Below are 21,604 nucleotides of genomic sequence, written 5' to 3' on the forward strand. Positions count from 1 at the left end.
CGTGCCTTATCCGGCCTACAAATTACACGCCTGCCTCTTCCGATGGCGGGCTTTTTTTCGCCGGACGTTTACGCGGCGCACTCTTTTTCTTATCGCTACCACTACCGCCAGGTGCAGTAATTCCGCGAAAGCGTCGTACCGGTGTGCTGCGCGCCTGATCGATAAGCTGATACAGCGTCCCCACCAGCGGCTGCATGAAATCCTGATAGCGGCACTGCTTTTCGCTGATTTGGGTCAGGATAGATTCCCAGTGCGCTGTCATGTCCGGGCGCGTCGCCATTTCTGGCAACGAGTGGAACAGCGCTTTTCCCGCGTCGGTCGAATGGATATAACGTCCTTTTTTCACCAGGAACCCACGCTTAAACAGCAGTTCGATAATACCGGCGCGCGTTGCTTCCGTACCTAAACCATCCGTTGCGCGCAGGATCTTTTTCAGATCTTTATCCTGCACGAATCGCGCAATCCCGGTCATCGCTGACAGCAGCGTGGCATCGGTAAAGTGACGTGGTGGTTGAGTCTGACGTTCTACCACTTCGCCTTTTTCGCACAGCAGTTCGTCATCTTTTGCCACCACCGGCAGCGGCGTCCCGTCATTATCTTCATCGCGCTCTTTGTTGCCGAGCAGCGTGCGCCATCCGGCTTCCGCCAGAAAACGCGCTTTAGCGACAAACTTACCTTTGGCGATATCCAGCTCAATAACGCACTTCCTGAATACCGCATCTGCGCAAAATTGCATCAGATACTGACGGGCAATCAGGTTGTAAATTTTCGCTTCGTTGTCATTCAGGTTGATGGACGAACTGCGCGCGGTAGGAATGATGGCGTGGTGCGCATCCACTTTTTTGTCGTCCCAACAGCGATTTCGCGTATCGGGATTGACCGCCGGCTGCGGGAGCAGATCCGGCGCATGGACGCTAATCGCGTTCAGTACCGCGTGACGCCCGGCAAAGTGTTCTTCCGGCAGATAACGGCTATCCGAACGCGGATAGGTAATCAACTTATGGGTTTCATACAGTTTCTGGCAGATATCCAGAACGTTTTGCGCACTTAAACCGAAGCGCTTCGCCGCTTCAATCTGCAACGCAGACAGCGAGAACGGCAACGGCGCGGATTCTGATTCCCGTTTATCGTTATAGCTGGTGACTATCGCCGGTTGACCGTTAATGCGGTTCACCACGTGTTCAGCCAGCGTGCGATTCAGCAAGCGCCCTTCTTCATCCTGATACGGCTCACACGCTTCGCTCGGCTGCCAGATAGCGGTAAACCGCTCATCGGCGGGCGTCACGATATGCGCTTTTACCTCGAAGAAATCTTTGGCGACGAAGTTTTCAATCTCTTCATCGCGACGCACAACCAGGCCCAGCACCGGCGTCTGTACGCGCCCGACCGAAAGTACGCCCTGATAGCCCGCGTTACGTCCAAGAATGGTGTAAGCGCGCGTCATATTGATACCGTACAGCCAGTCCGCACGCGCTCGCGCCAGTGCCGACACGCACAGCGGGATAAACTCACTGTTGGCGCGCAGCCGCTCAATAGCCCGCTCAACGGCCTGCGGGTTAAGGTCGTTAATCAGGCAACGCTGCACCTGCTGGCGCTTTTCAGGTGCCAGTTGCAGGTAATCCAGCACTTCATCCACCAGCAGTTGCCCTTCACGATCGGGGTCACCGGCGTGAATAACTTCGCTGGCTTCATGCAAAAAGCGCTTAATGACGTTGAGCTGTTTGGTCACCGAGGGGCGCGGTTGCAGTTGCCACTTTTCCGGGACAATCGGCAGATCGACCAGACTCCAGCGAGCATAACGACTGTCGTAGGCATCCGGCTGCGCCTGTTCAAGCAGGTGACCAATACACCAGGTCACCACTTGTCCATTTCCGCATTCGATAAAACCATCGCCTTTGCGATGCGGCTTCGGCAGCACATCGGCGATAGCACGCGCCAGACTTGGTTTTTCGGCAATAAACAACCGCATCGAGTTAACGAATCTCAACCATGGCGCGACCGCCACGAGCTTCCACTAACTCACCAATGGCGGTGAGATCGATACCGAACTGCGCCGCTGCCGCTTTCACTTCGGCTTCAGCTTCCGGCGTTACCGCCAGCAACAGGCCACCGGAAGTTTGCGGATCGCACAGCAGATCGCGTACCGATTGCGGCATTTCACCCATCAGGTGTCCGTAGCTGGCAAAGTTACGTTGGGTACCACCCGGCACCGCGCCCTGCGCGATGTATTCTTCAACGCCTGGCAGCTTAGGAATATCCTGGTAGACGATCTGCGCCTGAACGCCTGCACCCTGACACATCTCACTCAGATGCCCCAGCAGACCAAAACCGGTAACATCGGTCATGGCTTTCACGCCATCAATATCGGCGAATGCCGCACCGGCAATGTTCATCCGGCACATCACTTCTGTCGCCAGTCCTTTGTGTTCTTCTTTCAGCAGTGATTTTTTCTCAGCAGTTGTCAGAACGCCAATACCCAGAGGCTTGGTCAGGAACAACTTACACCCTGCTTCAGCGGTGCTGTTTTTCTTCACGCGTTCGGTCGGCACAACGCCGGTTACCGCAAGGCCGAAGATTGGCTCTGGGGCATCGATAGAGTGACCGCCCGCCAGCGCAATACCCGCCTGACGGCAGGCAAAGCGTCCGCCTTCGGTTACTTCGCGGGCGATTTCCGGTGCCAGCTTATCCAGCGGCCAGCCCAGAATAGCAATTGCCATAATCGGTTTGCCGCCCATAGCGAAAATATCGCTGATGGCGTTAGTCGCGGCGATGCGGCCAAAATCAAACGGATTATCGACAATCGGCATAAAGAAATCGGTGGTGCTGATAACGCTGGTGCCGTTTCCCAGATCGTATACGGCCGCGTCGTCGCGGGTTTCATTACCCACCAGTAAGTTCGGATCAACAAACTTCGCCTGCTCGCTGTGCAGGATGGTTTCCAGCACTTTTGGGGAAATTTTACAACCGCAACCGGCTCCGTGGCTGTATTGCGTTAAACGAATAGCTTGCTCGCTCATGGACATCTCCTGTCATTGCAATCCGGATATGGTAGCGCTCATTCCATGATGTGGTAAGAGTGACTGTCTGAATTCGGGTGTCTTTGCTCAGAATCCAGACAGTTTTGCCGTTGAGATCAGAAATAACGGACGAATGCGCCCGGATCGGCAAGGTTAATCGTCGTGGATGCTTTTAGCTGCGGTGTGCCCAGATAGAGGAAACCGACGATTTTATCTTGCGGGCGACAGTCGAATGCTTCGCGAACGACCGCACTTTCGGTTAATGCACCACTGCGCCAGATACCGCCAAAGCCCTGGGCAATTGCGGCCATCTGCATAGCCATCACCGCACAACCGGCAGACATTTCTTGTTCCCACAGAGGAACCTTGTCGTTTTCTTCACATTTCGCCACCACGGTAATAATTAGCGGCGCGCGAAACGGTGCGCTGCGGGCTTTGTCCTGGGCTTTCTCGTCACTGCCTGCGGCAATCGCCCCTTTTTCAAGCACCGCGCTAAAACGCTCACGCCCTTCGCCCTCAATGACAAAGAATTGCCACGGTTGCAGCGTTTTGTGGTCTGGCGCGCGCATACCCGCCCGCAGAATGTTTTGCAGTTGCTCTCCTGTCGGGGCCGGCTCGACGAGACGAGAGGCGCTACGACGGGTAATCAGTAATTCGAGTGCATCCATTTGCTTAACTCCAACAATGAGATTTGTTCACAAAATTAACACGTGAGCGGATTTTGTTACAGCACAGGCGGTGATTCCTGCTGACAAGTGCCTGTCGGGTCATTACGATAGCCTCATCTTATCGCCTTTCTCCGGAATTTCGGGGTGGCGTGTTGTTAATCGGTAGGGAGAATACATGCGAACCCTGTGGCGATTTATTGCCGGATTTTTTAAATGGACATGGCGATTACTGAATTTCGTCCGTGAATTTGTGCTTAACCTGTTCTTCATCTTGTTGGTGCTGGTGGGTGCGGGCATCTGGATGCAGGTCAGCAGCAGCAATACCAGTGAACACGCTGAGCGAGGCGCACTGCTGCTGGATATCTCGGGGGTGATTGTCGATAAGCCTTCGAGCACCAGTCGTTTAAGCGTTATTGGTCGTCAGCTGTTTGGCGCCAGTTCCGATCGTCTGCAGGAAAACTCCCTGTTCGATATCGTGAATACTATTCGCCAGGCAAAAGATGATCGCAACATCACCGGCATTGTGATGGATCTGAAAAATTTTGCCGGGGCCGACCAGCCTTCCATGCAGTATATCGGTAAAGCGCTGCGGGAATTCCGCGACAGCGGCAAACCGGTCTTTGCCGTGGGCGATAACTTCAGCCAGGGGCAGTACTACCTCGCCAGTTTCGCCAATAAAATTTATCTCTCTCCGCAGGGTTCCGTTGATCTGCACGGCTTTGCCACCAACGGTTTGTACTACAAGTCCCTGCTCGACAAGCTGAAAGTTTCCACACACGTATTCCGTGTCGGGACTTATAAGTCTGCCGTAGAACCGTTCATTCGTGATGATATGTCTCCTGCCGCGCGCGAGGCCGACAGCCGCTGGATCGGCGAGCTGTGGCAGAACTATCTCGACACAGTCGCTGCCAACCGCCAGATCCCTGCCCAGCAGGTGTTCCCGGGCGCACAGGCCATGCTGGACGGTTTGACAAAAGTCGATGGTGATACCGCGAAATATGCGCTCGACAACAAACTGGTGGATGCACTCGCTTCCAGCGCTGAAGTCGAAAAAATGCTGACCAAACAGTTTGGCTGGAGCAAAGCGGATAAAAATTATCGCGCCGTCAGCTATTACGATTATTCGCTGAAAACGCCAGCGGATACTGGGGACAGCATTGGCGTCGTCTTCGCGAATGGCGCAATTATGGACGGTGAAGAAACGCCGGGGAATGTGGGGGGTGACACCACAGCCGCTCAGATCCGCGAAGCGCGTCTTGATCCGAAAGTGAAAGCGATTGTGCTGCGCGTGAACAGCCCTGGCGGCAGCGTCAGCGCCTCCGAAGTCATTCGCGCTGAGCTGGCTGCGGCAAAAGCGGCAGGCAAACCGGTTGTCGTGTCCATGGGCGGCATGGCGGCATCCGGTGGGTACTGGATCTCCACCCCAGCAAGCTACATTGTGGCGAACCCCAGCACGCTGACCGGTTCAATCGGGATCTTTGGCGTGATCAACACTGTGGAAAACAGTCTAGATTCCATTGGTGTACACACCGACGGCGTGGCGACATCCCCACTGGCGGATATCTCCATCACCAAAGCGTTACCACCTGAAGTGCAGCAAATGATGCAACTGAGCATCGAGAACGGCTATAAGCGCTTTATCACGCTGGTCGCAGATGCGCGTAAGACAACGCCTGAGCAGATTGACAAAATCGCGCAGGGCCACGTCTGGACCGGCCAGGATGCGAAAGCCAATGGTCTGGTAGACAGTCTGGGTGATTTTGATGACGCCGTGGCGAAAGCGGCTGAGCTGGCCAAACTGAAGCAATGGCACATTGAATATTATCAGGACGAACCGACATTCGTTGATATTGTGATGGACAGCATGTCCGGTTCCGTTCGTGCCATGCTGCCTGAAGCGATCCAGGCGATGCTCCCGGCGCCGCTCGCTTCTGCGGCGAGTACGGTTAAAGCAGAAAGCGAAAAGCTGGCCGCGTTTAACGATCCGCAAAACCGCTATGCGTTTTGCCTGACCTGCGCCAACGTTCGCTAACTATTGACCCCTCTTCGGGATGAAGAGGGGTTTTCTTTGAGACAGAAGAAAAGTCATGCAAAAGAAATCGATTTACGTTGCCTATACCGGCGGTACCATTGGTATGCAGCGCTCAGAACAGGGTTATATTCCTGTTTCCGGTCATCTCCAGCGTCAGCTGGCACTGATGCCTGAATTCCACCGCCCAGAGATGCCAGACTTCACCATCCACGAATACGTCCCGCTGATGGATTCCTCCGACATGACGCCAGAAGACTGGCAGCATATTGCTGAAGACATTAAAGCGCACTACGACGATTACGATGGTTTTGTCATTCTGCACGGCACTGACACCATGGCGTTTACGGCTTCGGCACTCTCATTTATGCTGGAGAATCTGGGCAAGCCAGTCATTGTGACAGGGTCACAAATCCCATTAGCAGAGCTACGTTCTGACGGACAAATCAATTTGCTGAATGCGTTGTACGTTGCAGCAAATTATCCGATCAATGAAGTTACCCTGTTTTTCAACAATCGATTGTTTCGCGGCAACCGGACCACTAAAGCGCATGCTGATGGTTTTGACGCGTTTGCCTCACCCAACCTTGCACCACTGCTGGAAGCCGGAATCCACATTCGCCGGCTGGGAACACCGCCCGCACCTCACGGCACAGGTGAGTTGATTGTGCATCCTATCACTCCGCAACCGATTGGCGTGGTCACTATTTATCCTGGGATCTCCGCTGATGTAGTGCGCAACTTCCTGCGCCAGCCGGTAAAAGCATTAATTTTGCGCTCCTACGGCGTGGGCAATGCGCCGCAGAATAAAGAGTTCCTGAAAGAACTTGAAGATGCGAGCTCGCGTGGCATTGTGGTGGTGAACCTTACGCAGTGTATGTCCGGCAAGGTGAACATGGGGGGCTACGCGACAGGGAATGCGCTGGCACATGCTGGCGTGATTGGCGGCGCGGATATGACCGTCGAAGCCACTCTCACCAAACTGCACTATTTGCTGAGTCAGGGACTGGATACGCAGACAATTCGTGAAGCAATGACGCAAAATCTGCGTGGTGAGCTCACACCTGACGATTAAAGGAGTCTATGCCCATGGCCCGAGCCTTACTGTTGGTCGATTTACAAAATGACTTTTGTGCCGGTGGTGCCCTCGCGGTCCCACAAGGTGACAGCACAATCGATATCGCCAACCGCCTGATTGACTGGTGTGCCATACGCGGCGACACGGTCGTTGCCAGTCTGGACTGGCACCCGGCGAATCATGGTAGTTTTGCCAGCCAGCATCAGGTCGAGTCCTACAGCCAGGGACAACTCGATGGCCTGGCGCAGACGTTCTGGCCCGATCATTGCGTACAAAACAGCGAAGGTGCTGCCCTGCATCCGCTGCTGAACCAGCGTGCGATAACTCAAACGTTCACTAAAGGTGAGAACCCGCTGGTCGACAGCTACAGCGCGTTTTTTGATAATGGTCGTCGTCAGGCTACCGCGCTGAATGCATGGCTACTCGAACACCGCATTGCCGAGCTCATCATCATGGGTCTGGCTACCGACTATTGCGTTAAATTCACCGTTCTGGATGCGCTCGATCTTGGCTACACCGTCAGCGTTATAACCGACGGCTGCCGTGGCGTTAATATTCAACCCCAGGACAGTGCAAACGCCTTTATGGAAATGGCAACTGCGGGCGCAACGCTGTATACGTTGGACGACTGGCTGGAAACCCAGCCGTAAGCGATGCCGACAGGGTCTCTCCTGTCGGCGCGTTATCTCAGGCCAGCGCTGAAATCTCTTCCAGTGATACTTTGCGCGTTTCGATGCCGAAACAAAAAAGAATCAGCGCACATAGCACCAACATTACTCCTAGCACGATAAAGACCGTAACCGAGCCATAGCGGGTCAACAAAATAGCGACGCCATAAGGCGTAAACACAGCGACAATCCTCCCCACAGCATTCACAAAACCCGATCCTCTCAATCTAAGATGCGTGGGCCATAGTTCCGGGACATAAACTGCAGAGGCAAAGCAGACATACATATACAGAAAAAAAATCATCACCAGCCCGTAGCTCAGAATTGCCCACTCTTCAGTTTGAAGCGAATAGAAATACCCAAGCAAGGCGATAATAATCAACAAGAATGAGCCAAACAATCGCCGAGGAAAGTGATCGATAATTAACGCGGCAATAAATATCCCAACCGGCGCGCCAATCATAATTATCGCGGTCATAAATATGGATTTCGTTACATCGATTCCCGAATTAACAAATATCGTCGGGATCCATACCGTAATGGTATAGAGCGAAATATTCATTGCGATAAGCACCGTGATCGCCACCAGTGTACAGCGTAACATTGGCCCCTTAAACAAGAGCCAAAATGAACCACTTATCGTACTTAAATCCGCCGACGAGCATTCGCTCCGGCAGGATGGTAAAGTGATGTTTTTTTCTTTCTCAATTTGCGATTCCACCTGCATAAGATGTTTTTCAGCTTCGCTTCTCTGCCCTTTGCCAGCCAGCCAACGCGGGGATTCAATATAGTATTTTCCCGACAGATACCAGGCCAACAGCATTGCCATGCCGCCGAGCAGAAACATCACCCGCCAGCTTAAAAGTGCAATAATCACGACGCCAATTGCCGCAGATAGCATTGGTGCCCAGTTGCCGACAAATGACAGACGGGCAGACCATTTCCCACGAACCGCGGGTGGAATGAATTCTGTAAATGAGGCATAGCCCACCATAATTAGCGCCCCCATTCCAATCCCCATCAGACAGCGGAAGAAAATAAGCCAGTACATGTTGGGCACAAACGTTGCAGCGCAGGCTGAGGCCCCGACGATTAACAAATTGACGCGGAACGCTTTGCGTCGACCGAGATAATCACCAATAAACCCACCGGCTAGCGAACCGATAAAGTAACCAAACATCAGCGCTGAGGTAAACGCGGCATTTAGATAATTGTTTGACCAGCCTGTGCTGACTAGTTTTGCTAATACCACATTCCCGGAATAGCTGAGAAAACCAGTGATTAACAAACTAAAACTAATAATTCCAAAAATACGAAAATGAAATCGAGATAAAGGTAAGCGATCTAATCTTGCGCCGATAGGGTCACATTGTTCCATCTGGATGCCTCAAATTCAGCTAAATAGAAAGTATGGCGATCGCGGCAGAAAAATTTTGCCGCGCCATCCATCATCATTAGATTCTTATGGCATTTACCAGGTGCAAACTTAAAATAATATCGACACAACCCTCGTTATAGCTAATAAACGAGTTGAATATTATTCTCTTTGCAAAATGCAATCCACTCTGCACCCGGTGCCTTATTGGTTATTAGGTAATTAATATGGCTAAAGTCCACGAGCTGAACGAAAGCTTTACGGTCAAACTTTGAGTGATCAACTAACAGGGCCACCTCAGTCGCCTGGCGGATCATGGTTTTTTTGATTTCCGCTTCCGCTTCATTAGAATCAAGCGCCCCACTCTGCATATCCAAACCTTTGCAGCTCATCACCATGATATCAACATGATAACGGCTGATAATCTCCTTGGTGATTCTTCCCTGCAGCGACAGCGTATTCTTATTCAGCTCACCGCCGGTAGAAACCACGTTAATTTCTGACTGCGCCAACTCATGAAATGCTTCAGCCGAATTGGTAAGCAACGTCAGATCGTTTCTTTCCTTCAACAGCTTTAATAATTCCATCGCGGTACTGCTGGAGTCGGCAGCCATTGTGGTCTTATTTTTAATAAACGGTAAGGCATTACGGGCAATGATCTGCTTTTCTTCGAAGAAAGATTTTGCACGCTTATAAAAATGAATATTGTCGGACAACGCGGTGGTATTGAGCACTGCACCACCATATGTTCGGGTCAAAAAACCTTCATCTTCCAGTTTTTCAAGATCGCGGCGAATCGTTTCCTCAGTCACCTGAAAGATTGAACTTAAATTAGATACCGCCACTTTCTTATCGTTAGCCACCATTTGCTTAATGGCTTGAATCCTGTCTTTTGCCGCCACGATGACACCTCTGTTTCCTGCAAAGTAATAATAAGACCCTAGTATCTCACAGGCTATGTTTATTTTCAAAAGAACATGTCTGAATCACAGATTTCAATACTTTTTTACGCAGAAACAGAGGTCAATTCTATCCGACTTAATTTATATCCAACGCTTCCGCCATTCGCCTCATCAATAATGAATCATCATCTGTCAGGGGAATGGTTAACGCCTCGACGTTCTCGCGAACCTGTTCAGGTGCGGTTGCACCACTCAGTAAGGTGATCAAATCGCTTTGCTTTAAAATCCACGCCAGAGCTAATGCGGGGATTGTGCAGCGGTATTTTTCACACAGTGGCTGCCACTGCTCTAGCATATCAATCACCCGCAGCATATTTTCCCGCTGAAACCAAACCTTGTTAGCCCGTGCGCCGCCAGGAACATAATCTCGGGCGATAGTACCGGTCAACAACCCCTGCTCAAGCGGTGAATATACCTGCACGATGATGCCATTCTGCTGGCATAGCGGCAGCAGATCAGCTTCCAGCGCCCGGTCAAGAATGCTGTACTTGGCCTGGATGATATCCAGCTCACCGTGTTTGAGATACTCTTTGATATGCCCGGCATCGACGTTCGCCGCACCAATCGAACGGATTTTCCCCTCTTTTTTCAGTGCATTCAGCGTGTCTACGGTTTCCGCAATCGGCGTAAAACAGGGTTCGACCGACTGCCAGTGGGTCATATAGATATCAATACTGTCGATACCCAATCTTTGCAGGCTGGCATCAACCTCCTCACGAATAGACTCAGGCGTGAGGTTTTTATACAGCTGGCGATCGCCCACTTTGTTAAACAGGCTGCCTGTTCGCTCCCAGACGATGCCGCATTTGGTTTCAACAACTACCTCGCTGCGCTGCAGCTTTTTCAGCGCCTGACCGACAATCACTTCACTGTTGCCAAAGTTGTAGCCTGGCGCGGTATCAATCAGATTAATACCGCAGCGATGCGCCTCAACAATGGTATCAATACAAATCTGCAAATCGAGATCGCCATTCCATGCCGGACCGCCGCCAATGGCCCATGTACCTAATCCCATGCGGGAAAGCGTAATATCCGTACTGCCTAAAGGAATCATTTTCATCTGCCGCTATTACCCTTCGTATTCGTCAAGAAGTTGTTCAACCAGCTTTCTGTTCTTCACACCCGTCGTCGCACCCACGCTCAGTACCGATATTGCCGCCGTTGCATTAGCAAACAGCGCGCAGTCGCGAAGCGGCTTACCTTCAAGCAGCGCGGAGATAAATCCTGAAGCAAAGTTATCCCCCGCGCCGATGGTGTCGATGGCGGTAATCCCCGACACGGCCGGGACTACCATTTTCATATCGACACGTTTGATAAAGCAGCCTCTTTTGCCGGTCTTAATCACGACGGTTTTCACACCACAGTTCAGGAAACTGTCGGCAATCTCATCCAGCGTATCTTTCCCGGTGAGCAGTTTTGCCTCTTCAAAATTGGGAAACAGATAATCCACGTAGCTCAGCGCTTCACGGATGTCGTCCAGCGTTTCATTCAGTCGCGGTTTAATCATATCCGCGCAGATAATGAGCTTATGCGCTTTCGCCTGTGTGAAAATTGCCGTCAGTGCATCACCATCCAACAACGGGCTATTAAAAATACTCGCTAGCGACAGCAGCTTTGCCTGAGAAAAACGGTCGAAATCAACATCGTTTATATTCAGTTTCCATAAACTGCCGTTACGGCTAGTCACAAAGGTGCGTTCGCCATCAGCGGTGACTAAACCTACGTTAATGGAAGTATCAATATCAGCATCCTGCTTCAGGCTTTTAATATCAATATTCTCCCGATGGCAGTGGTCGACAATAAAATAACCGGCTGCATCATTACCTATCCGACTCATTAACGCCGTGCGATGGCCAAGGCGAGAAATAATCGTCGCCTCATTAATAGCGTCACCTCCCGTGGTCATTGCTATTCGTTCTAATGGATAAGAGTCAACATCAAAGATATTTTTACTCACTGGTTGCAAGGGAATATCAACAATTGCCGCCCCTATACAAATAACCTCGATATTATCCATATTGTCATTCCGCTTTACCGTCAGAGCCAAACAGTTTGATTTTCTCCAGCGCGCGCTCTTTTACCGCTTTGCGAACTTCACGCTCAACGTGCAGGAACGGCTGATTCTGGTTCTCCTGCACCGCCGCCATTGCCGCCTGGCACAGTTCGGTATGAATATTGATTTTCGAAATACCTAATGAAATGGCTTTTTTGATATCCGCATCGCTAATGCCGGACGCGCCGTGCAGCACCAGCGGAACGGATACCGCCTCGCGCACGCGTTTGACCACATCGAAATTCAGTTTCGGCTCAGAGGTATAAACGCCGTGCTGGTTCCCAATCGCCACCGCCAGAGAATCGCAGCCGGTACGCTCGACAAATTCCGCCGCCTGACTCGGGTCGGTATAGTGATAGCCCGCCAGCGCTTCTTCATAAACCGTTTCATTCCCCACGTGGCCCAGCTCCGCCTCAACCGGAATACCCAACGGATGGAAGAAGTCCACCGCCTCTTTAGTCAGGCGGATATTCTCTTCGAAATCAAAAGCGGAGGCATCGCGCATCAGTGAATTCATGCCGTGAGTCCAGGCGTTATGAATAATTTCCATGCTGCGCCCGTGATCCCAATGGGTAATAACCGGCACCGAGGCTTTTTTCGCCATCGAAACCATCATATGTGAAAAATCTTCAAACGAGGTATTACCCACAAAACCGGTGCCGAATGAGATAATCACCGGCGATTTAGACTCTTCCGCCGCATCCATCACCCCCATTAACATTTCCGCATTCCACACGTTAAAGTGGGCAATCGCATAATGTTTATTCTGGGCATCATTTTCCCAATATTTAATATCTGCCAGCATAGTTGTTTCTCCCTTTTCAATAAATTAATGGTTAACTTTAATAACGCCTTTGATAATTTCACGTTTGTTGTTAACTGACTCATCAAACGCGCGCTGAACATCTTCATAATCATAAATATGCGTCACCATCGACTTGACATCGAAACGCCCGGAGGAAATGGCTTCAATAGTGACCGGATAGCGGTTGGCGTAGCGGAAAACAGTCTGAATGGAGACTTCACGGTTAATTTTGAGGAAATTAATTGCCGAATCACCAGGAACCGTCCCAACGATCATGATTTTCCCACCGCGCATCACCAGGTACGGAGCCTGCTTAACGGTGATTGCCGAGCCGGCAGTTTCAAAAACAATGTCAGCCCCCATATCGCCGGAGAACTGCTGACAGCGGGCAACGGTGTCCTCTTTCGCCCCGTTGATCACAGTCGTCGCGCCAAGCTGCTCGGCCATGGCCAGACGCTTTTCCAGGACATCAACAATGGCGATGTCGGTAGCACCCAAACATTTACAGGCTTGCAGGGTCATTAAACCAATACAGCCCGCCCCCAAAATGACGATTTTCTTGCCCGGTTTAACGTCCGCCAGCATTGCGGCATGCATCCCTACCGCCGCAGGCTCTACCAGCGCGCCTTCCATGGTGTCCATGTTATCGGGCAGCTTGTAAGTGAAGCTCTCCGGATGGCACAGATAGTGGGTTAGCGCGCCGCGATAATTAGGCTGCGTGGCCATAAAGTCGACATCAGGACAGATGTTGTATTTGCCCTCCAGACAGTAGCGGCAGTGACCGCACGGCACGCCGGGTTCAATGTTCACCCGGTCGCCCGGTTTAAATTTACTGACGCGATTTCCTACCGCCACCACCGTACCGGCACATTCATGTCCGAGGCCAATTTCCTGGTTCGGGTCTTTTGGCGGAAAAAAGGGACCTGATTCGAAACCGTGAACATCTGAACCGCAAATACCTACGTATTCAATTTTGATCAGTACTTCATGCTCTTTGGGTACCGGGATATCGGCGGCAATAATTTTCATCTTGCCCGGCGTTTTTAATATCGCTTTTGAATTTTTCATTTTATTTCCCATCAATATTATTTGCTGGTAACTGCATCAATACCGAGACTTTCGACAGAGACGCCTTTGGTTTCAATTCCGATGGTAGCAATGGCGACAGCGACAATAATGGAGACCGCACCCAGCAGTACAAATACACCCGTCACTCCATAACCGTTAAGCAATACCGCGACCGCATAAGGCGCGGCGATACCGCTGATACGCCCTACCGCATTCGCCAGACCAGAACCGCGAAGTTTCGCTTCGGTCGGCCATATTTCCGGAACATAGACTGCCGAGGCGTAACAAACGTACATATAGACAAAAGTAATCAGGAAGAAACCAATTAGCGTAATCAGTAGCATGCTGGTTTGCAGTGAATAGATATATCCCAGCACGGCAATTAACACTAATAATCCCACACCCATTATCTTTCTGGGAATTTTATCCATTACCAGCATGGCGATAAAAATCCCAAACGGCGCGCCGAACATACTCATGGTATTTAAGACAATGGAGTCTTTAAGATTAATACCCTGAGTCATAAATATTGTCGGTAGCCAATTAATTAAGGTGTACTGGACGACGTTCATGGCAATCAGGACAAAGGAACCTAAAATAACGCGCTTCAGTAACACACCCGTTAATAAGGCCGAGTAAGGAACTGTGCGCGGGGCTTTGTCGTCATCTTCAAATACCACAGGCGGCAGTGGCTTGCCGGTCTGCTGAACAACCCCTTCTTCAATGGCCCGCATCACCTTTTCAGCTTCGGCGTAGCGTCCGCGGGATTCCAGCCAACGAGGCGACTCTGGGAAACTACGCCAGGCAATAACGGTCGCCACCAGCGACAGTACGGCCGGGATCAGCAACTGCACGCGCCAGTTCCATTCGGCGCTGATTAACGGCGTCAATCCCATCGCGATCAGCGAACAGAGCGGATAAGACCAGTTACCGATAAACGAGACCCGGCTTGACCAGGTGCCGCGATTTCTGCCTGGCATATATTCGGTGAACCCGGCAAACAGAGTCACCAACAGCGCGCCTAATCCAACTCCCATTACAAAACGGCAGGCGATCAGGAAAGTCATATTGGGTGAAAACGCGCCAACGATCATAGAAATAATATGAATCGCTTCATACAAAATAAATGCGTTTTTACGTCCGGTTTTATCGCCGATAATTCCCCCACCGAGCGCGCCGAGAAACATTCCCGCCGTCGTAATGGCAGAAAACGTGGCGGTGGTGGAATTATCGGTCCAACCAAGCTCTTTTAACTGCGCGAGAATTAATCCGCCAACGGCATTACTCCAACAAACCAGTAATCCAAAGGCAACCATCGCAAACATCGACGTGTGCCAACGGCAGTCAGGTAGCCTGTCCAGCCTGGCGCCGCAGTGCGGTTTTGCTATTTGTTCCATGCGATAACGTCCTTTTAATAAACATGTTATTCATCAAAGTCGTAAGTCATGATGACTTTAATCGCGGTTTTATCGACCATGGCGTCAAACCCTTCGCGCCATTGCGACAGGCCGATACGGTGAGTGATCATCGGTTTAACGTTGATTGCGCCGCTGGCCAGCAGGCGTATAGCATTGCGCCAGGATGTGGAATCGTAGGCCATATGGCCAATGATGCTTTTATTCCACGCGGTGATATCGTTGATGGAGAAATCGAGAGGTTTAAAGCCCATACCGACGCGAACGACTTCACCATTCGGGCGCAGCATTTCGATCGATTGTTTTAGGGCGATATTGGCACCAGAACATTCGATGACCAGCCCCAGATTGTCTTTACCGCAGATTTCCTGGCAGCGTGCAACCACATCTTCGGTCGAACCGTTAACGACAGCTGTCGCACCCAGCTCTTTGGCGATCGGGAAGCGTACGGCAACATCCTCTTCCAGCCCGACCATCACAATATTAACGGCCCCCATAATGCGCGCCATTTGAACGGAAAAGAGTCCTAATGGACCAGTACCAAAGACCACCACATCCTGGCCTGGAAGAAATTTGGATTGCTGAGCGATAGATTTGTAGGCATTGCATATAGGATCCAGTACAGCCGCCTCTTCATAATCTACCCCTGCCGGGATTTCCCACAGAGCATGGCGGTGAATTTTGAGTATTTCCCCAGGGACCAGACAATATTTAGAAAACCCACCGCCCCAGGTATTGTTGTCCAGACCTAAATTCACCTTTTCTGTACAACAAAGAAAATCGCCCTGTTCACAGGCCGGACAAACGCCGCAAACGTGCCCGCTGTTGTCAGACACAACTCGCTGTCCCACCTTCCAGTCCTTAACCTTGTCGCCAACCTGCACAATTTGACCCGCAAATTCATGACCACGAATCGAATTAAACTGCTCGGATCCACTGTCGACATTGTAGTGTTTCATGTCAGCGCCGCAGATAGCAGCAGCCTTAATTTCAATCACAACGTCATCCGGACCACATACCGGTTCCGGAACATCAATCATCTTGTAGCCGCCAAAGGCCTTGCCAAATCTTGCCAGTGCTTTCATGGAATTTTCCTTTGTGTTTAGTTTTGCATCAGTGACCATCATACTTATCCATATAATTTTTGAGGTCAACACCAAATCTTTAAAACACAGATTTTGATCTGTATTTCACAACCAAGATCACAAATAAATGCAAAGTTGAACTGAAACCCAAGTGAACGTGGCTGCCGCTTCGCTAAAATGGCGTGAACCCCTTCGCATTTTTCCTGTTATGAAACTGTTAACCTGTGGGTGCTGTTTTTTTCGCCACGCCATTTCCGTGGCGTGTTTGCTTGTTTAAATGTCAAAGAGGAACACCGATGAAACTATTGCCTTTGTTGGCAGCACTACCCCTGCTCTGCGCCAGCGTTGTTTCCGCCAGTTCACTGATGTCAGTTGGCTACTTTAATGGTGGCGGCGACGTCACTGCCGGTCCCGGTGGCGACATCAATAAACTGGATGTTCGCCAGATAACCCATCTCAACTATTCGTTTGGCCTTGTCTATAACAACGAAAAAGACGAGACCAATGACGCCTTAAAAGACGCCAGCAAACTGCATCAGATTTGGCTTTCACAGAAAGTGCAGGATGATTTGCTGAAAATTCCACAGCTGCGTAAACAAAATCCAAACCTGAAAGTTTTGCTTTCCGTCGGCGGTTGGGGAGCGCGTGGATTCTCTGGCGCGGCAGCAACGAAGGAAACACGCGCAGTGTTTATTCAGTCTGCGCAGGAGATAATTGCGAAATATGGTCTGGATGGCATCGATCTCGACTGGGAATATCCGGTTAACGGCGCCTGGGGACTGGTCGAAAGCCAACCGGCTGACCGCGCTAACTTCACCGCGCTATTAACAGAGCTGCGCGCCGCATTGGGGCATAAAAAACTGCTGACCATCGCCGTGGGCGCAAATGCAGAAAGTCCGAAAAGCTGGGTGGATGTCAAAGCCATTGCACCATCGCTCGACTACATCAACCTGATGACCTACGACATGGCTTACGGCACCCAATATTTCAACTCGAACCTGTATGATTCGACGCAATGGCCGACGGTCGCCGCAGCGGATAAGTACAGCGCCGATTTTGTGGTCAATAACTATCTCGCCGCCGGTCTGAAACCGAGTCAAATGAATCTGGGCATTGGCTTTTATGGCCGCGTACCAAAACGCGCCGTTGAGCCAGGTATTGACTGGAGCAAACCTGACGCGCAGAAAAACCCGGCTACCCAGCCCTATTTCGAGTCAGCTCAAATTGAGTTGTTCAAATCACTGGGCATCGACCTGAGCAAAGATACCTACGTGAAGTACAACGATATTGTGGCGAAGTTGATTAACGATCCGCAAAAACGCTTTAGCCAACATTGGGATGATGAAGCGAAAGTGCCGTGGCTGTCGGTACAGTCTGCGGATGGAAAAAAACTCTTTGCCCTCTCCTATGAAAACCCGCGTTCAGTGGCGATCAAAGCCGACTACATCAAAAGCAAAGGGTTGGCAGGCGCCATGTTCTGGGAGTACGGCGCAGATGACAATAATCAGTTGGCGAAGCAGTTAGCCGATTCGTTAGGCATCAAACACTGATCCCAACACCTGACACAATAGGTTATGATTAGCGCATTCCGCTGCGCCAGCTTTTGGCGCAGCTCTTCATTTCTACTGGAGGCATGAGCTTTATGGCTTTTATCCCTAAAAATTACGCCCGTCTGGAAGTCGGTTACCGGGAAAAGGCGCTTAAACTCTTTCCCTGGGTCTGCGGACGCTGTTCCCGTGAGTTCGTGTATTCAAATTTGCGCGAGTTGACGGTACACCATATCGATCACGATCACTCGAATAACCCGGAAGATGGTAGCAACTGGGAAATGTTGTGCCTGTACTGCCACGATCACGAACATTCCAAATATACGGAAGCGGACCAGTATGGTTCAACGGTGGTTGCAGGAGAAGATGCGCAAAAGGCCGTAGGCGAAGCGAAATACAACCCGTTCGCCGATCTGAAGGCGATGATGAACAAGAAATAATATCAACTGCAGGCCCGACACAGATGTTTGCCGGGCCTGGGTAATTAGGATTTAAAGGTCGCAATCGGTTCTGGCGTAATACCAAACTCAACCTTCAACTGCTGCTTGCTCTTCATAACCATCTCACCATTGGTATCAATCGTCATATGCTGTGCGTCAATATTGTTTCGCGCCTGCCATAACATCACCAGCTGTAAGCTATTCTCTTTTTGTTCTGCCGTTAGCGCTACGCCATCCGGCCATTTCCCTAGCTCAACGGCAGTCGATAAGCGCTGATAAACTTCCGGCGTCATGCTGTTGATCATCTCATCAAGATTCATGTTAAATCCACTCTCCGTAGAATAATTTGCTGAATCGTTTCTTCAACCCTTGGTTTGCTCACCGTTTTCACCATCGGTGAAGTTCAAAGACGCTGAGTTAACGCAGTACCGTTCACCGGTAGGTTTCGGACCATCCGGGAAGACGTGTCCCAGGTGCGCATCACAGTTACCGCAGCGGATTTCAATGCGCTGCATGCCGTGTGACGTATCTTTTATGTAACGGATAGCCTCATCGCTGACAGGCTCGTAAAAGCTGGGCCAGCCGCAGCCAGAGTCATATTTTGTCTCGGAACGAAATAGCGGATTGTCGCAGATCAAACAGTGGTAGATGCCGTCACGTTTGTTATGTAGCAAACGTCCGGTAAATGGCGGTTCTGTCCCGTGATTCTGCGTTACGTAGAACTGCATTTCGGTTAAATTTTTTTTCAGTTCTTCTGGAGAAGGTTGATTAGCCATTTGCTCACATCTCGCTTTATCTAAACTCACATCGCGGGACAGATTCTAACAAAACATTAACACCGGAGTGCGAACTTTTGTTCTAAACTTGATCCTTGCGAAATGGCAGCCTGCAATTCGTGATCAGAATCACGTTTTTATCTTGATTGCCCTTTAAAATTCGGGCCGCCGACCCCATGTGGTTTCAAGCCCAAAGGAAGAGTGAGGCGAGTCAGTTGCGCAAAGCTTAGGCAGCAGATTGATTTGTCGCAATGATTGACACGATTCCGCTTGACGCTGCGTAAGGTTTTTGTAATTTTACAGGCAACCTTTTATTCACTAACAAATAGCTGGTGGAATATATGACTATCAAAGTAGGTATCAACGGTTTTGGCCGTATCGGTCGCATTGTTTTCCGTGCTGCTCAAGAACGCTCTGACATCGAGATCGTTGCAATCAACGACCTGTTAGACGCTGACTACATGGCTTACATGCTGAAATATGACTCCACTCACGGCCGTTTCAACGGTACCGTTGAAGTGAAAGACGGTCATCTGATCGTAAACGGTAAAAAAATCCGTGTTACCGCTGAACGTGATCCGGCTAACCTGAAATGGGACGAAGTTGGTGTTGACGTAGTAGCTGAAGCTACTGGCCTGTTCCTGACAGATGAAACCGCTCGTAAGCACATCACTGCTGGCGCGAAAAAAGTGGTTCTGACTGGTCCGTCCAAAGATAACACTCCGATGTTTGTTAAAGGCGCTAACTTTGACAAATACGAAGGTCAGGACATCGTTTCTAACGCTTCCTGCACCACTAACTGCCTGGCTCCGCTGGCTAAAGTTATCAACGACAACTTCGGCATCATCGAAGGTCTGATGACTACTGTTCACGCGACCACCGCTACTCAGAAAACCGTTGATGGCCCGTCTCACAAAGACTGGCGCGGCGGCCGCGGCGCATCCCAGAACATCATCCCGTCCTCTACCGGTGCAGCTAAAGCTGTAGGTAAAGTACTGCCAGAACTGAACGGCAAACTGACTGGTATGGCGTTCCGCGTTCCTACCCCGAACGTATCCGTTGTTGACCTGACTGTTCGTCTGGAAAAAGCTGCTTCTTACGAAGAAATTAAGAAAGCAATCAAAGCTGCTTCCGAAGGCCCGATGAAAGGCGTTCTGGGTTACACCGAAGACGACGTAGTATCTACCGATTTCAACGGTGAAGTTTGCACTTCCGTGTTCGATGCTAAAGCTGGTATCGCACTGAACGACAACTTCGTGAAACTGGTATCCTGGTACGACAACGAAACCGGCTACTCCAACAAAGTTCTGGACCTGATTGCACACATCTCCAAATAAGTTGAGATGAAACAGTAATCTGTAAGAGCGACTCAGGTCGCTCTTTTTTTTGCCTGAAGAAAGGATTGCGTAATGATTAATAAAATTTTTGCACTTCCGGTAATCGAACAAATTACCCCTGTCCTCTCCCGCCGTCAGCTTGATGAGCTTGAGGTTCTTGTTGTCGATCACCCACAGGTTAAAGCTTCTTTCGCACTGCAGGGCGCACATCTTCTTTCCTGGAAACCAAATGGTGAAGAGGAAGTCCTGTGGCTAAGTAATAATACCCCGTTTAAAACCGGCGTAGCGCTGCGTGGCGGCGTACCAATTTGCTGGCCGTGGTTTGGTCCGGCTGCTCAGCAGGGCCTGCCTTCGCATGGTTTTGCCCGCAATCTGCCATGGACGCTGAAAGCTCACAACGAAGACGACAATGGCGTGGTGCTGACGTTTGAACTGCAGAGCAACGCTGAAACGAGTCAGCTTTGGCCACACGAGTTTTGCCTACTGGCCCGCTTCAAAGTGGGAGCCACCTGTGAGATGGAGCTGGAAGCTCATGGTGAGTTTGAAACCACCTCGGCACTGCATACCTATTTCAACGTTGGTGACATTGCGGCAGTGAAAGTCAGTGGTCTTGGCGATCGCCTGATCGATAAAGTGAATGATGCTAAAGAAGATGTGCTGGCTGATGGTATCCAGACCTTCCCGGACCGCACCGATCGCGTTTATCTGAATCCGGAAGCGTGTAGCGTGATTCATGATGAAGCGTTGAATCGCAATATCGACGTTGTCCATCACCACCACCTGAATGTCGTGGGCTGGAACCCTGGCCCGGCGCTGTCCGTCAGCATGGGCGACATGCCGGATGATGGCTACAAAACGTTTGTTTGTGTAGAAACGGCTTACGCGACCGCTCCGCAGAAAACCACCGAAGAAAAACCATCTCGCCTCGCGCAGACTATTCGTGTAGCTAAACGCTAACACAGCTCTGCGCACCGTGCCGGATGCGGCTAACGCCTTATCCGGCCTACAAACTACATGCAGCCATAGGCCTGATAAGCACAGCGCCATCAGGCAGTTCCGCGCACCGTGCCGGATGCGGCCAACGCCTTATCCGGCCTACAAACTACACGCAGCCGTAGGCCTGATAAGCACAGCGCAACAGGCAGTTCCGCGCACCATGCCGGATGCGGCCAACGCCTTATCCGGCCTACAAACTACACGCAGCCGCAGGTCTGATAAGCACAGCGCCATCAGGCAGTTCTGCGCACCGTGCCGGATGCTGCCAACGCCTTATCCGGCCTA

Annotated in this window: 20 protein-coding genes; 7 read left to right on the top strand and 13 right to left on the bottom strand. The window is 50.8% G+C overall.

Annotated features, from left to right (window positions below):
* Positions 1-22: 22 nt before the first annotated feature.
* The 3 genes from topB to OGY18_RS01875 all read right to left on the bottom strand — a co-directional run bounded on the left by topB (position 23) and on the right by OGY18_RS01875 (position 3,685).
* Positions 23-1,969 carry a DNA topoisomerase III gene (gene topB / locus OGY18_RS01865; protein ID WP_191233334.1) on the bottom strand — a complete coding sequence of 649 codons (1,947 nt, stop codon included), beginning with the start codon at positions 1,967-1,969 and terminating at the stop codon, positions 23-25.
* A 4-nt stretch (positions 1,970-1,973) separates the two neighbouring features.
* Positions 1,974-3,017: a selenide, water dikinase SelD gene (gene selD / locus OGY18_RS01870; RefSeq protein ID WP_003832497.1), complete on the bottom strand. Its 1,044-nt coding sequence runs from the start codon at positions 3,015-3,017 to the stop codon at positions 1,974-1,976.
* Positions 3,018-3,133: 116 nt separating this feature from the next.
* Positions 3,134-3,685 (bottom strand): NAD(P)H nitroreductase, encoded by a 552-nt coding sequence (locus OGY18_RS01875; protein WP_148362079.1) that lies wholly within the window; start codon positions 3,683-3,685, stop codon positions 3,134-3,136.
* Positions 3,686-3,860: 175 nt separating this feature from the next.
* On the opposite strand from OGY18_RS01875, the gene sppA reads away from it, so the two are divergent.
* From sppA to pncA, 3 genes are read left to right on the top strand one after another with little or no spacing between them, the layout of a single operon-like run.
* Positions 3,861-5,717, top strand: a complete 1,857-nt coding sequence (gene sppA / locus OGY18_RS01880; protein ID WP_149384624.1) for a signal peptide peptidase SppA — start codon at positions 3,861-3,863, stop codon at positions 5,715-5,717.
* 55 nt (positions 5,718-5,772) lie between these two features.
* Entirely contained in the window at positions 5,773-6,789 is a 1,017-nt protein-coding gene (ansA, locus tag OGY18_RS01885; protein ID WP_003832492.1) for an asparaginase, read from the top strand.
* A gap of 14 nt (positions 6,790-6,803) precedes the next feature.
* Positions 6,804-7,442: a bifunctional nicotinamidase/pyrazinamidase gene (pncA, locus tag OGY18_RS01890; protein ID WP_148362081.1), complete on the top strand. Its 639-nt coding sequence runs from the start codon at positions 6,804-6,806 to the stop codon at positions 7,440-7,442.
* 37 nt (positions 7,443-7,479) lie between these two features.
* On the opposite strand, the gene OGY18_RS01895 is transcribed toward pncA, so the two are convergent.
* From OGY18_RS01895 to OGY18_RS01930, 8 genes are all read right to left on the bottom strand, one after another.
* Positions 7,480-8,838, bottom strand: a complete 1,359-nt coding sequence (locus tag OGY18_RS01895) for an MFS transporter (protein WP_063941481.1) — start codon at positions 8,836-8,838, stop codon at positions 7,480-7,482.
* Positions 8,839-8,978: 140 nt separating this feature from the next.
* Complete coding sequence (locus OGY18_RS01900; protein WP_032943120.1) at positions 8,979-9,737, bottom strand: DeoR/GlpR family DNA-binding transcription regulator; 759 nt, start codon at positions 9,735-9,737, stop codon at positions 8,979-8,981.
* A 136-nt stretch (positions 9,738-9,873) separates the two neighbouring features.
* Positions 9,874-10,857, bottom strand: coding sequence for an NADH-dependent methylglyoxal reductase (ydjG, locus tag OGY18_RS01905; RefSeq protein ID WP_003832488.1), 984 nt, complete (start codon positions 10,855-10,857; stop codon positions 9,874-9,876).
* 9 nt (positions 10,858-10,866) lie between these two features.
* A complete protein-coding gene (locus OGY18_RS01910; RefSeq protein ID WP_286551469.1) occupies positions 10,867-11,814 on the bottom strand; it encodes a carbohydrate kinase family protein in 948 nt (315 codons plus the stop codon).
* A gap of 4 nt (positions 11,815-11,818) precedes the next feature.
* Positions 11,819-12,655 carry a ketose-bisphosphate aldolase gene (locus OGY18_RS01915; RefSeq protein WP_003832486.1) on the bottom strand — a complete coding sequence of 279 codons (837 nt, stop codon included), beginning with the start codon at positions 12,653-12,655 and terminating at the stop codon, positions 11,819-11,821.
* Between the two features lie 24 nt (positions 12,656-12,679).
* Positions 12,680-13,723: an NAD(P)-dependent alcohol dehydrogenase gene (locus tag OGY18_RS01920; RefSeq protein ID WP_286551472.1), complete on the bottom strand. Its 1,044-nt coding sequence runs from the start codon at positions 13,721-13,723 to the stop codon at positions 12,680-12,682.
* A gap of 17 nt (positions 13,724-13,740) precedes the next feature.
* Complete coding sequence (locus tag OGY18_RS01925; RefSeq protein ID WP_286551474.1) at positions 13,741-15,120, bottom strand: MFS transporter; 1,380 nt, start codon at positions 15,118-15,120, stop codon at positions 13,741-13,743.
* A gap of 26 nt (positions 15,121-15,146) precedes the next feature.
* Positions 15,147-16,223, bottom strand: a complete 1,077-nt coding sequence (locus OGY18_RS01930; protein ID WP_003832481.1) for a zinc-binding dehydrogenase — start codon at positions 16,221-16,223, stop codon at positions 15,147-15,149.
* Positions 16,224-16,519: 296 nt separating this feature from the next.
* Here OGY18_RS01930 and chiD point away from each other — a divergent pair, with 296 nt between their 5' ends.
* Positions 16,520-17,773, top strand: a complete 1,254-nt coding sequence (gene chiD, locus OGY18_RS01935; protein ID WP_126318376.1) for a chitinase ChiD — start codon at positions 16,520-16,522, stop codon at positions 17,771-17,773.
* A 92-nt stretch (positions 17,774-17,865) separates the two neighbouring features.
* Complete coding sequence (gene yajD / locus OGY18_RS01940; protein ID WP_003832478.1) at positions 17,866-18,210, top strand: HNH nuclease YajD; 345 nt, start codon at positions 17,866-17,868, stop codon at positions 18,208-18,210.
* A 44-nt stretch (positions 18,211-18,254) separates the two neighbouring features.
* Here yajD and OGY18_RS01945 read toward each other — a convergent pair whose 3' ends face one another.
* A complete protein-coding gene (locus tag OGY18_RS01945; protein ID WP_003030693.1) occupies positions 18,255-18,530 on the bottom strand; it encodes a YeaC family protein in 276 nt (91 codons plus the stop codon).
* A gap of 42 nt (positions 18,531-18,572) precedes the next feature.
* The gene (gene msrB, locus OGY18_RS01950) at positions 18,573-18,986 is read right to left on the bottom strand and encodes a peptide-methionine (R)-S-oxide reductase MsrB (RefSeq protein ID WP_003832475.1); all 414 of its coding nucleotides are present in this window, start codon (positions 18,984-18,986) and stop codon (positions 18,573-18,575) included.
* Between the two features lie 341 nt (positions 18,987-19,327).
* Here msrB and gapA point away from each other — a divergent pair, with 341 nt between their 5' ends.
* Both gapA and OGY18_RS01960 read left to right on the top strand, forming a co-directional pair.
* Positions 19,328-20,323, top strand: coding sequence for a glyceraldehyde-3-phosphate dehydrogenase (gene gapA / locus OGY18_RS01955; protein ID WP_003030697.1), 996 nt, complete (start codon positions 19,328-19,330; stop codon positions 20,321-20,323).
* A 72-nt stretch (positions 20,324-20,395) separates the two neighbouring features.
* Positions 20,396-21,280, top strand: coding sequence for a D-hexose-6-phosphate mutarotase (locus tag OGY18_RS01960; RefSeq protein WP_286551475.1), 885 nt, complete (start codon positions 20,396-20,398; stop codon positions 21,278-21,280).
* Positions 21,281-21,604 lie beyond the last annotated feature (324 nt).

Source organism: Citrobacter sp. Cpo142, assembly GCF_030332425.1.
In the GTDB taxonomy this organism is placed as follows: Bacteria; Pseudomonadota; Gammaproteobacteria; order Enterobacterales; family Enterobacteriaceae; genus Citrobacter; species Citrobacter portucalensis.

Coding starts and splice junctions, on each gene's coding strand:
- OGY18_RS01960 (WP_286551475.1), top strand. CDS start 20,396: ATGATTAATAAAATTTTTGCACTTCCGGTAATCGAACAAATTACCCCT.
- OGY18_RS01915 (WP_003832486.1), bottom strand. CDS start 12,655: ATGCTGGCAGATATTAAATATTGGGAAAATGATGCCCAGAATAAACAT.
- OGY18_RS01920 (WP_286551472.1), bottom strand. CDS start 13,723: ATGAAAAATTCAAAAGCGATATTAAAAACGCCGGGCAAGATGAAAATT.
- OGY18_RS01895 (WP_063941481.1), bottom strand. CDS start 8,838: ATGGAACAATGTGACCCTATCGGCGCAAGATTAGATCGCTTACCTTTA.
- OGY18_RS01875 (WP_148362079.1), bottom strand. CDS start 3,685: ATGGATGCACTCGAATTACTGATTACCCGTCGTAGCGCCTCTCGTCTC.
- OGY18_RS01910 (WP_286551469.1), bottom strand. CDS start 11,814: ATGGATAATATCGAGGTTATTTGTATAGGGGCGGCAATTGTTGATATT.
- topB (WP_191233334.1), bottom strand. CDS start 1,969: ATGCGGTTGTTTATTGCCGAAAAACCAAGTCTGGCGCGTGCTATCGCC.
- OGY18_RS01945 (WP_003030693.1), bottom strand. CDS start 18,530: ATGAATCTTGATGAGATGATCAACAGCATGACGCCGGAAGTTTATCAG.
- gapA (WP_003030697.1), top strand. CDS start 19,328: ATGACTATCAAAGTAGGTATCAACGGTTTTGGCCGTATCGGTCGCATT.
- sppA (WP_149384624.1), top strand. CDS start 3,861: ATGCGAACCCTGTGGCGATTTATTGCCGGATTTTTTAAATGGACATGG.
- ansA (WP_003832492.1), top strand. CDS start 5,773: ATGCAAAAGAAATCGATTTACGTTGCCTATACCGGCGGTACCATTGGT.
- ydjG (WP_003832488.1), bottom strand. CDS start 10,857: ATGAAAATGATTCCTTTAGGCAGTACGGATATTACGCTTTCCCGCATG.
- chiD (WP_126318376.1), top strand. CDS start 16,520: ATGAAACTATTGCCTTTGTTGGCAGCACTACCCCTGCTCTGCGCCAGC.
- selD (WP_003832497.1), bottom strand. CDS start 3,017: ATGAGCGAGCAAGCTATTCGTTTAACGCAATACAGCCACGGAGCCGGT.
- pncA (WP_148362081.1), top strand. CDS start 6,804: ATGGCCCGAGCCTTACTGTTGGTCGATTTACAAAATGACTTTTGTGCC.
- OGY18_RS01925 (WP_286551474.1), bottom strand. CDS start 15,120: ATGGAACAAATAGCAAAACCGCACTGCGGCGCCAGGCTGGACAGGCTA.
- OGY18_RS01930 (WP_003832481.1), bottom strand. CDS start 16,223: ATGAAAGCACTGGCAAGATTTGGCAAGGCCTTTGGCGGCTACAAGATG.
- yajD (WP_003832478.1), top strand. CDS start 17,866: ATGGCTTTTATCCCTAAAAATTACGCCCGTCTGGAAGTCGGTTACCGG.
- msrB (WP_003832475.1), bottom strand. CDS start 18,986: ATGGCTAATCAACCTTCTCCAGAAGAACTGAAAAAAAATTTAACCGAA.